7 protein-coding genes are annotated in these 10,637 nt (G+C 64.0%); 2 read left to right on the plus strand and 5 right to left on the minus strand.

Annotated features, from left to right (window positions below; genetic code table 11):
- Positions 1 to 993 (plus strand): Hint domain-containing protein (locus PVW46_RS27695; RefSeq protein ID WP_274578277.1); only part of this gene is annotated, 993 nt, incomplete at its 5' end.
- Positions 994 to 1,193: 200 nt separating this feature from the next.
- Here the strand turns inward: PVW46_RS27695 and PVW46_RS27700 are convergent.
- Both PVW46_RS27700 and PVW46_RS27705 read right to left on the minus strand, forming a co-directional pair.
- The gene (locus PVW46_RS27700; RefSeq protein WP_043139352.1) at positions 1,194 to 1,811 is read right to left on the minus strand and encodes a nucleotidyltransferase family protein; all 618 of its coding nucleotides are present in this window, start codon (positions 1,809 to 1,811) and stop codon (positions 1,194 to 1,196) included.
- 121 nt (positions 1,812 to 1,932) lie between these two features.
- The gene (locus PVW46_RS27705) at positions 1,933 to 4,338 is read right to left on the minus strand and encodes a GcvT family protein (protein ID WP_069211402.1); all 2,406 of its coding nucleotides are present in this window, start codon (positions 4,336 to 4,338) and stop codon (positions 1,933 to 1,935) included.
- Positions 4,339 to 4,504: 166 nt separating this feature from the next.
- Between PVW46_RS27705 and PVW46_RS27710 the strand changes: the two genes are divergently transcribed.
- The gene (locus PVW46_RS27710) at positions 4,505 to 6,925 is read left to right on the plus strand and encodes a GcvT family protein (RefSeq protein ID WP_069211401.1); all 2,421 of its coding nucleotides are present in this window, start codon (positions 4,505 to 4,507) and stop codon (positions 6,923 to 6,925) included.
- A 2-nt stretch (positions 6,926 to 6,927) separates the two neighbouring features.
- Here the strand turns inward: PVW46_RS27710 and PVW46_RS27715 are convergent, their stop codons facing one another.
- From PVW46_RS27715 to PVW46_RS27725, 3 genes are all read right to left on the minus strand, one after another.
- Positions 6,928 to 8,313 (minus strand): coiled-coil domain-containing protein, encoded by a 1,386-nt coding sequence (locus PVW46_RS27715; protein ID WP_069211400.1) that lies wholly within the window; start codon positions 8,311 to 8,313, stop codon positions 6,928 to 6,930.
- 13 nt (positions 8,314 to 8,326) lie between these two features.
- On the minus strand, positions 8,327 to 8,983 hold the full coding sequence (locus PVW46_RS27720; RefSeq protein WP_069211399.1) for a hypothetical protein: 657 nt from the start codon (positions 8,981 to 8,983) through the stop codon (positions 8,327 to 8,329).
- Between the two features lie 118 nt (positions 8,984 to 9,101).
- Entirely contained in the window at positions 9,102 to 10,424 is a 1,323-nt protein-coding gene (locus PVW46_RS27725) for an HlyC/CorC family transporter (RefSeq protein ID WP_043139339.1), read from the minus strand.
- Positions 10,425 to 10,637 lie beyond the last annotated feature (213 nt).

Genomic DNA, 10,637 nt, shown 5'->3' on the forward strand with positions numbered 1-10,637 from the left:
ACGCTGGACGGCGGCATCGACGACGACCTTCTGATGGGCGGCAACGACGATGACACCCTAATGGGCGGTCAGGGCAACGACACGCTGAACGGCGGGTCGGGCGATGACAGCATCATGGGGGGCAGCGATCGCGACGTGATCGTGGTCGACAGCGCGGCTGACGGCATCGGCGACACGGTCGATGGCGGTTCGGGCGGCTTCGTCGATCAGGTCAACCCCGAGGATCCGCCGAACCAGGACTACGACATCCTGGACATGTCGGGCGTCGGCGCGCAGGACGTCGACTGGCGGATCGTCAACACTGTGGTGGACAGCAACGGCAACGGCCTGGACGGGACGATCGAGTTCCTGAACGCCGCGGGCGACGTGACCGGCACGATGGACTTCTTCGAGATCGAGGAAATCGTGCCCTGCTTTACCCCGGGTACGCTGATCGCCACGCCGCAGGGCGAACGCCTGGTCGAGGAACTGATGGTCGGTGACCGGGTCATCACCCGCGACAACGGCATCCAGGAGATCAAGTGGGTCGGGCGCAAGGACCTGACGGGTTTTGACCTGGCACGCAAACCGCACTTCAAGCCGATCCTGATCCAGCAGGGGGCCCTGGGCAACAATCTGCCCGAGCATGACATGCTGGTCTCGCCGAACCACCGGGTGCTGGTGGCCAATGACAAGACCGCGCTTTACTTCGAAGAGCGTGAGGTCCTTGTCGCGGCCAAGCACCTGACCGGTCTGGACGGCGTGGACGAGGTCGAGGCCAACGGCGTGGCCTACATCCACGTGATGTTCGACAGCCACGAGGTCATCCTCTCGAACGGGGCCTGGACCGAGAGCTTCCAGCCCGGCGACTACAGCCTCAAGGGCATCGGCAACGCGCAGCGCCAGGAAATCCTGGAACTGTTCCCCGAACTGGAACATGCGGAAGGCCTCAAGGCCTATGCCTCGGCGCGCCGCTCGCTGAAAAAGCACGAGGCGGCGCTGCTCACGCAGTAAGGGTGTCGCCGGAACGGAATATGCAGCCCGTTCCGGCGCACGACGACCCTCGCGCCCGGAACGGACAACATGGAAACGGGGCGGCCTTGGCCGTCCCGTTTCTGTTTTGTCATAGGTCGGAAGGCACGGGTGCGATGCGCGAGGGAAACGGGCGCTCTGAGATGAAGAACGCCCGTTAGAGTTTTGATTTTACGGGCGGCCTAGCCTGTGAGGCAGGCGTCCCCCTGGGAGGCGCGCCAAGCGCGCCAAGCCTCTGGCGTGTCCAGATCAGTCAGAGCACGACGGTCTGGCAGCGGGATCTGCCGGAGCCTGTGTGCATTCGCCTTCAGGACGTCTCGTGCGCCTTGGTCGCCTGTGAGAGTCTGCAGGGCCATGAAGCAATCCTGCGGGAAAAGCACCGGATGGCCCGGCGTGCCATCGGCAGCCGTGGCTTGTTGCAGCATCGGGAAGGGGACGGATTGAAAGCTGGAGATAAGCTTTTGAATATCTTCGGTTTCGATCTCCGGCATGTCGGCAGGCAGGATGATCATCGCCTTGATGCCGCGTGGGATCAGACCCACGCCCCGGCGGATCGAGGCGGACATGCCAAGATCGGAATCCGGAACCTCGATCACCTGCACGGGCAGCCCCTGCAGGGCCGCGGCGCGTGGGTGGTCGGGATCGGGAAGGGTCACGGCCACATGTGCGCCCGTGTCGATCGCGCGCAGCGCCTGACGGCGCAGCAGCGGAAGACCATCTACTGTTTCGGTCAACTTGTCGCGGCCACGCATCCGTGAAGATGCGCCCGCGGCGGGGATGAGAATCGAAATATCCAGCATGGGGCAGACACTAACACAGGTTGAGCAAGAATGTGGCGCGTCTTGTGACAAGTGCGCAACTTTTTGTGTCGTGCGATCTGACGCCCGCTATATGCTGCGTTGCGGCAATGCATGTGCCGCATCATCCCCGCATGCGCTGACCTTCCGGATCGAAGAGCGGCTGCGTGATCAGCCGCGCCGGGCGCATCTCGCCCAGGATCTCGATTTCCGCGATCAAGCCGAGGCGGGCTTTCTCTCGGGGAATCAAAGCCATAGAGATCGACTTTCGCGCGAAATGCGAATAGCCGCCGGAGGTGCAGAACCCCTGTACTTCGCCGTCGATCCAGACCGGTTCGTAAGCGTTCACATCCGTATCCAGGGCGTCGATCTCAAAGACCGCAAGGACCCGATGCGGCGGTGCGGCGCGCTCGGCTTCAGCGGCAGCGCGACCGATGAAATCCCCCTTGGACCACTGGATGAACCGATCCAGGCCGGTTTCCGCGCAAGTGTAGTCGGGTGAGAACTCGCGTCCCCAAGAACCAAAGAACTTGTCCAGGCGCAAGCTCATCATCGCGCGCATGCCAAAGGGTTTCATGCCCATCGGCGCGCCGGCGGCCCAGAGCGTGGCCCACAGTTGTCGTTGTGCCATCGGATCGCAGTAGATTTCAAAGCCCAGGTCGCCGGTATAAGAGACGCGCTGCACGAGGCAGTCTGTCATGCCCACGACCATGCGTCGAACGTCCATGAAACGCATGTCGCTGATGTCGGTACGGGTGCAGGCCTGAAGGATCTCGCGTGCGAGCGGCCCGGCCACCTGGAATCCGGTGGATTTGTCACTGATGTTCTCGATGCTTACGCCGTCTTCCTGATGTTGCAGGAACCAACGCACGTGATAGGCCTGCGCACCATAGGAGGCGGTCAGGCGGAACTCGGTTTCGGACAGGCAGGCGACGGTGAAATCGCCGATGATCCGACCGGCGGGCGACAGCATGGGTGTTAGGGACATGCGGCCCGGCGCGGGGATGCGGCCCGCCATGATCCGGTCCAGCCAGGCGCGGGCATTGGGCCCGGTTACGCGGTACTTGCCGAAGTTCTGGACTTCGTTGATGCCTGCCGCCTCGCGCACTGCGCGCACTTCGCGCGCGGTGGCGTTCCAGGCGTTTGAACGGCGGAATGACGGCGTCTCATAGCGCGGTTCCCCCTCGGTGGAGAAGTAGTTGACCACCTCCAGCCCGTATTGCGCGCCCCAGACCGCGCCCATGCGATGGAAGATGTCATACATCGGCGTCGTGCGGTTGGGCCGCGCAGCGGGCAGTTCCTCGTTTGGATAGCTGACCGAAAAGCGTTTCTGATAGTTTTCAATGACTTTCGGCAGGGTGTAGCCGGGTGAGATCCAGTCGCCAAAGCGCGCCACGTCCATCGCGCCGGTGTCGCGTTCGCATTCGCCATGCACCATCCATTGCGCCAGCATCAGCCCCACGCCGCCGCCCTGGCTGAAGCCTGCCATCACGCCGCAGGCCGACCAATAGCCGCGCAGCCCGGGGATCGGCCCCACCAGCGGGTTGCCGTCGGGCGCAAAGGTAAAGGGCCCGTGGATCACGGATTTTACCCCGGCGCGTTCCAAAACGGGAAAGCGTTTGTACGCGAATTCAATGCTTTGCTCGATCTTGTCAAAGTCATCCGGCAAGAGTTCGTGACCGAATTCCCAGGGGGTGCCGTCCACTGCCCAGGGGCGGCAGGGCTGTTCGTAGAAACCGATGCACAGCCCGCGCCCTTCCTGCCGCAGGTAGCTTTCGCCCGCCGGGTCCATGACGTGGGGGTGTTCCGCGTCGCGTTCGTAGATCTCGGGCGTTTCCTCGGTCACGAGGTACTGATGCTCCATCGGGTGCAACGGCAGGTAGACACCTGCCATTGCGCCCACCTCGCGCGCCCAGAGACCGGCGGCGTTGACGACATGTTCGGTATGAATGGTGCCTTTGTCAGTGACAACATCCCAAGTGCCATCCGCACGAGGATTGGTCTCCAACACCTTGGTATGAAGATGGATTTCGGCCCCACCCATGCGCGCGGCCCTGGCATAGGCATGGGTCGTGCCGGAGGGATCGAGGTGCCCGTCCAACGGATCGTAGAGCGCCCCGATCACGCCGTCGAGGTTCACGATGGGGGCGAGTTTCGCGATCTCTTCCGGCCCGACGATCTCGGTTTCCAGGCCCATGTAACGATGCTTGGCGCGTTCCGCGAGCAGCATGTCAAAACGGTCGCGGTTGTCGGCTAGGGTGATGCCGCCGACGTGGTGCAGCCCGCAGGACATGCCCGTCAGCTCTTCGAGTTCCTTGTAGAGGCGGATGGTGTACCCCTGCAGCGCGGCCATGTTGGTATCGCCGTTCAGCGTGTGAAAACCGCCCGCCGCGTGCCATGTGCTGCCGCTGGTCAGGTCGGATCGTTCCAGCAGCATCACGTCCGACCAGCCCAGCTTGGTCAGGTGGTAGAGCACGGAACAGCCGACGACTCCGCCTCCGATCACGACGACTCGGGTTGTTGTTTTCATGATCTGCCTCCATTCGGTACGGGCCGCCGAAGCGGCCACCTGTCATGCGTATTTGACGAAAGAAGAAGCGCGAGGCGTTGTGAACGGGCGACGAAATCTGTCGCAAACGGGCATTTTTTGTACGTGTTTGCCGGGCAGGGTGACGGGCAGATTTGCGGAGTGACCCATGCGCAGCGAAGCCCAAGCCGTCGTCATCGGAGGCGGCGTGATCGGATGTTCGATCCTTTACCACCTGACAAAACTCGGATGGCGTGATGTTGTCCTGCTTGAACGCGACGAGTTGACGTCGGGTTCCACCTGGCACGCGGCGGCCAATATCCACGGGCTGCACGACAGCACCAACATCAGCCGCCTGCAGCACTATACCATGACCCTGTACAAGGACCTGGAGGCGGAAACCGGCCAGAGCTGCGGCGTCTTCCAGCCCGGCAGCCTGTACCTTGCGCAGACGGTCGAGCGGGAGCACCAGCTGCGCCTGCAAGCGGCCAAGGCCAAGCTCTACGGCATGAACTTCTACGAGATCACCCGGGACGAGGCTGAGCGCCTGCACCCGCTGGTCGATTTCACCGGCATCCGCTGCATCATGTATGAACCCGATGGCGGCAACGTGGACCCGTCCGGCGTGACGGCGGCATACGCGGCGGGGGCGCGGCAACGGGGGGCGGAAATCCATCGGTTCACGCCTGTCATGGCGACGGAACAGCAGCCGGACGGGTCGTGGATCGTGCGGACGCCCAAGGGCGACATCACAACCCCCTGGGTGGTGAACGCCGCCGGGCTCTGGGGGCGCGAGGTGGCGGCGCTGGCGGGGGTGAAGCTGCCGCTGCAACCGACCGAGCATCAGTATTTCGTGACCGAGACCATCGCCGAGATCGACGGGATGGACCGGCGCCTGCCCTCGGTCGCGGACCGGGACGGCGAGTATTACCTGCGCCAGGAAGGCAAGGGCCTGCTGATCGGCGCCTATGAACGCGACGTGCGGCTTTGGGCCGAGGACGGCACGCCGCTGGACTTTGCGCATGACCTTTTCCCGGATGATCTGGAACGCATCGAAGACAACATGATGCGCGCCATCGACCGGGTGCCGGCGGTGGGCACGGCGGGGATCAAGAGGGTCATCAACGGGCCCATGATCTGGTCGCCGGATTCGAACGTGCTGATGGGGCCGGTGCCGGAACTGAAGGGCTATTTCTGCTGCAATGGCATCATCCCCGGTTTCTCGCAGTCCGGCGGCATGGGGCTGATGGCGGCGCAATGGATCGTCGAAGGCGAGATGCAGTACGACATGTTCGCCTGGGACGTGGCACGTTTTGGCGACTGGGCGGATGAGAAATTCACCAAGGCGCGGGTGATGAACCAGTACGCGCACCGCTTTGCCATCCACTTCCCCGGAGAAGAGCGCGATGCCGGCCGCCCGGTGCGTGTACGTCCGGTCTACGAAATGCAAAAGGCGATGGGGGCCAGGTTCGGGCTCAACTACGGCTGGGAACATCCCGCATTTTTCGACGCCGACCAGCCCGATACGCCCGGCTTTACCCGGCAGGGCTGGTGGCAGAGCGTGGGCCGCGAGGCGCGGATGCTGCGTGACACCGGCGGCATCATCGATATCTCGAACTTTGCCAAGTACCGCGTCAGCGGCGCGGGGGCTGAGGACTGGCTGAACGCGCTGTTTGCCAACCGGATGCCGCGCAGGGTGGGGCGCTCCTGCCTGACGCCGCTGATCGGCAAGCGCGGCGGGATTGCCGGGGATTTCACCGTCACCCGCCTGGGCGAAGAGGAATTCTGGGTGATCGGCTCGGGTATGGCCGAGCGTTATCACCAGCGTTTCTTCGCGGATGTGCCCTTGCCCGAGGGGACGACTTGCACGTCGATGACCAAGGCCATGTGCGGCTTCAACGTGGCCGGGCCGCGCTCGCGCGAGATTCTGGGGCGGTTGACCAACGCCTCGCTGGCGACCGAGGACTGGCCCTTCATGGCCTCGCAATGGATCGAGTTGGCCGGTGTGCGGGTGTTGGCGCTGCGGGTCTCCTTTACCGGTGATCTTGGCTGGGAACTCCATTGTGCCGAGGACGACCAGGCGCGGCTTTACGAGGCACTTCTGAAGGAAGGCGAAAACCTTGGGATCGGCCCGGTCGGCAGCCGTGCGCTGATGAGCCTCAGGATCGAAAAGGGCTATGGCTCGTGGGGCCGCGAGTATTCGCCCGAGTACTGGCCGCAGGAAGTGGGGCTGGCGCGGCTGTGCAAGCTGGACAAAGCGTTCCTGAACAAGCAGGCGCTGGTGGAGGTGATCGACAAGCCGGCGCGCGAGGAACTGGTGATCCTTGCGTTGGACGAGAAGGCGATAACGGCCTCCAACGCCGATGCCACGGGCGGAGAGCCAATCTTTCGCGACGGGCAGGGCATCGGGCGCGTGACCTCGGGCGGCTATGGCTACTCGGTGGGGCGCAGCCTGGCGCTTGGCTACGTCAAGGCGGGCAGGGCGGCGCCGGGTGACAGGGTCGAGGTCATGGTGCTGGGCCGCCCGCACGGGGCGGAAATCCTGGCAGAGCCGCCGTTCGACCCGTCCGGAGAGCGCCTGCGCGCCTGACCCTATTGCATCGCGGGCCAGCCGATGCTGGTCCGCAGGGCTGCGCATTTGTCGGTGCAATCCCCGCTGCACCGGCGCGCGCGCCCATCATGGGTGAAGTAATCGCATTTTCCCAAGGTGCCGTCCGGCTCGCAGAAAACGACCATTGCGCTGCCGTCGTCGCCTTGCAGGCGGTATTTGGCAATGGCGCTGGCGGAATGATAGCCACAGTCAGAGCCGCTCTGCCTCGGGCCGTGGATATCGTGGATCTGGTCGAGGTGATGTCCGCCGTCCTGTGTGAAATAGGCAGAGACCCCGCTTTCCTTGCCAGCCGCGTAGCGGACCTGTGACTTGATCGGACCGGCGGCCTGTCCGCCGTTGGGACTGGCGAAATAGCTGCACGAGAGATAATCCCGGTCATCGCCTGGCGGGATGCGGTGGGTCAGAACCTGTCCTGTCAGGTCGGGGTTGCGGGCCGGGCAATTGGCGCCGTCCGGCTGGGGGGCGACCGTGCCCGCCGTGGCGGACAGCCGCCGGTCCAGGGCGGCGATCTGGTCATTCAGAAAATCGATCTTGGCCCCGATCCGTTGCCGCATCAGCGCCGAGCTTTGCTGAATCCTGTGCACCAAGGCCGCGATCTCGTCCCGGAACTCGGGGCTGGCGATGTCATTGGTGGTGCCGACCTCGAAGAGGATCAGCGTGATTTCCACCGTCAATTCATCCTTGGTCAGGATGCGGGGTGGCCCGCCGGGTGTCAGGGATGGCAGGATGAAGTGCTCAGGGTTCTTGAGCATCTCGCCGTAACGGCTGCGCTCTGCCGTCAGCTTGTCCCTTTCGACGGCCAGAAGCTTGTCTCGCGCCGCCTTGTTGTCGGCCAGCTTGTCCTTTTGTGCCTTGATCCGCTCATCCAGCCGCAGGGAGTCCCGATTCAAATCGGCCAGTTCGGCGACCAGTTCTTTTTCGCGCTGAACGCGGATGTTGTATTGTTGGAACAACTGGTGAATGTCGGAGCAGGGCGGGTCGCAGTCATCGACCGTGCCGTTCCGCAACCGCTCCAGCGCGGTGCGTTCCGCCAGCAGCGCTCGCATCTTGTTGTTCAGATCGCGCGAGTTCTGGTTGAAGGCGCGCATCCGCTTGAGCGCTTCGATCTCTGCTGTCAGGTTGCGGATTGCGGTGTCATTGGCTTGCCAAGGTTGAATCCATGCTTTCCAAATGCGCCATTTGAAGGCTCGGATTGCTGTCAGCTCGCTTTCAACCTTGCCGCTGCGGGTAATGATCTGGCCGACCTGCTGGCGCAACTGGGCGATGGTGGCCTCGATCTGGGTGTCGGTGTCCGCGCGCGGCGGGGTGGCGGCCAGAAAAGTGACCAGGGCCAGGACCATCAGGTGTATCGGGCTGTGCCGTTTCATCCGTGACGCTCCGTCATTGGTCCGACCGCGTGAAAGCGCAGGGCGTCACCGGTTCGACAAAGCGCAGGACCAGTCCCCCGGCATCCGGATCGCGGGCGACCAGAAGGGTCACGGGGTAATCTTCGAGCATGTCCGCGACCCGGCCAGAGGCATCTGTTCGCGTGATCCGGGCCGCGTATTGCCGGGCGAAGGACAGGTAGGCGTAAGGCTGTCCCGGAAGGGTCTTGCCTGCGCGGGTGCGGTCTGCCCGGGCGGTCACGCGGGTGGTGAGGATGCTGCCATTGTCCGGGTCGGTCCAAAGGCTGTGTCCGTCAAAGTTGGCGTCGCCTATCGTAAAGGTGATGGAAACGCCGCTGCACCCTGTTCCCTGGCCCGTCCATTTGCCTGCGAGGGCTGTATCGGGGAAGGCACTGACGGCGCGTGCGGCGGGAAGGGGCGAGGGCACCTCCATCGCCTCGGGGCCCGGTGCGGGCGTGCCGCGCAACAGATCCGTCAGGTCTGCCGGGCGGTTGCTCTCCGGCGCGGGTGAGGCGGGGCCGTCCTTGAGAAGGGTGTTGATATCCAGCCCCTGCACAAGGTGCAGCGTCTCCGGGGGATCTGCCTCTGCCCCGCCGACCGCCACGGCCAAGGCAAGCCATGCTGCCAAGTACTGCGGGCGAAGCTTTTTCATCGTGGCGTCCTCCCGACCCGGCGAGGGCTGGACACCCCGCGCACGCTGGCCATAAGGACAGGGTATCAGGCAGGGCAGCGCAGGCCTTGAGCCAAATCAAGATCGCCCCTGCGGCTGTCTAGGCGGTCCCGGAGACCAGCGGACGGACCTTGAGCTTGGTGATCCGGTTGTTTTCCCGCGCCATGACCTCGAAGCGGAAGCCGTGAAAGCTGAAGACCTGGCCCACGGTGGGGATCATCTGCGCCTCGTGGATCACGAGGCCTGCGACGGTGTTGGCCTCGTCGTCGGGCAGCGACCAGTCAGTGGCGCGGTTGAAATCGCGGATCGTCATGGCGCCGTCGATCCAGTAATGTCCGTCTTCGGCGCGGCGGATCGGGTGTTCGGCGTCGGGGTCGAATTCATCGGTGATCTCGCCGACGATTTCCTCGAGGATGTCCTCGAGCGTGATCAATCCCTGCAGGCTGCCGTATTCGTCGACCACCAGCGCGAAATGCGTGCGGCGGCGCAGGAACTGGCGCATCTGGTCGTCGAGCGAGGTGGTGTCGGGGACGAAATAGGGCTTCATCGCGATGTCGGTGATGTTGAAACCCGCGATGGCGCCTGCCATCGTCTGATCCTCGTCCACCAGTTTGTACATGGCGCGCAAGAGATCCTTGGCGTGGATGACGCCGATGATGTTCTCGGGGTCGTCGCGGAAGACCGGCAGGCGGGTGTGGCTGCTTTCCAGGCATTGTTCCAGGATTTCCTGCGGCCGCGCGTTGGCGTCGATCATCTCGATCTTGGAACGGTGCAGCATGATCTCCTCGACCGTGCGATCGCTGAGGTCCAGCGCGCCCAGGATGCGGTCGCGGTCTTCCTTTTCGACCACGCCTTCGGAATGGCCCAGTTGCAGGGCACCGGCGATTTCCTCGCGCACGGCGAGGATGTGGCTGTCTGGATCGGTGCGCACGCCGACGATGCGCAGCAATGCCCGCACCAGCACGCGCACGGCCGACACCACGGGCGCAAACAGGCGCACAACCAGCGCGATGGGCGCCGACACGCGCGAGGCGGCGGTTTCGGGGTTGGTGATGGCATAGGTCTTGGGCAGGACCTCGGCGAAGATCAGCACCAGGAGGGTCATGACCAGCGTGGCGTAGACGACGCCGCCCTCGCCGAAGGCCTGGGTGAAAATGCTGGTGGCCAGCGCCGTGGCCAGGATGTTGACCAGGTTGTTGCCCAACAGAACCGAGCCGATCAGCCTTTCGTTGTCCTCGGTGATGCCGAGCGCGCGCAGGGCCCCGGAATTGCCCTTGTCGGCGGCTGCGCGCAGCTTGCCCCGCGAAGCGGCGGTGAGGGCGGTTTCGGAGCCGGAAAAGAAGGCCGACAGCATGATGAGGGCCAAAATCGCGGCAGAGGAGATCCAGAAAGCGGCGTCGAAAGAGCCGGTCGATGCGTCCATGTAAGCGGTCCTTTGGGTTTGATCCGGTTATGGGGGCGCGGCAGGACGGGATCAAGGGGGCGGCGGGACGGGACTGTTTGCGGCCTTGCCGCAAAGACGCCCGCCCACCGACCCCTCTGGACAGGCTGTGCCTGTTTGTTGCTTCCGGAGTCACCAGGGAACAAGCATCGCCTGTTGCCCTGCACCCTCCCTCGCTTTTTGAGGGCCTGAGCC

The sequence above is a fragment of the Mameliella sp. AT18 genome (assembly GCF_028807275.1).
GTDB classification, from domain to species: domain Bacteria; phylum Pseudomonadota; class Alphaproteobacteria; order Rhodobacterales; family Rhodobacteraceae; genus Antarctobacter; species Antarctobacter albus.

Coding starts and splice junctions, on each gene's coding strand:
- PVW46_RS27710 (WP_069211401.1), top strand. CDS start 4,505: ATGCGCAGCGAAGCCCAAGCCGTCGTCATCGGAGGCGGCGTGATCGGA.
- PVW46_RS27705 (WP_069211402.1), bottom strand. CDS start 4,338: ATGAAAACAACAACCCGAGTCGTCGTGATCGGAGGCGGAGTCGTCGGC.
- PVW46_RS27725 (WP_043139339.1), bottom strand. CDS start 10,424: ATGGACGCATCGACCGGCTCTTTCGACGCCGCTTTCTGGATCTCCTCT.
- PVW46_RS27720 (WP_069211399.1), bottom strand. CDS start 8,983: ATGAAAAAGCTTCGCCCGCAGTACTTGGCAGCATGGCTTGCCTTGGCC.
- PVW46_RS27700 (WP_043139352.1), bottom strand. CDS start 1,811: ATGCTGGATATTTCGATTCTCATCCCCGCCGCGGGCGCATCTTCACGG.
- PVW46_RS27715 (WP_069211400.1), bottom strand. CDS start 8,313: ATGAAACGGCACAGCCCGATACACCTGATGGTCCTGGCCCTGGTCACT.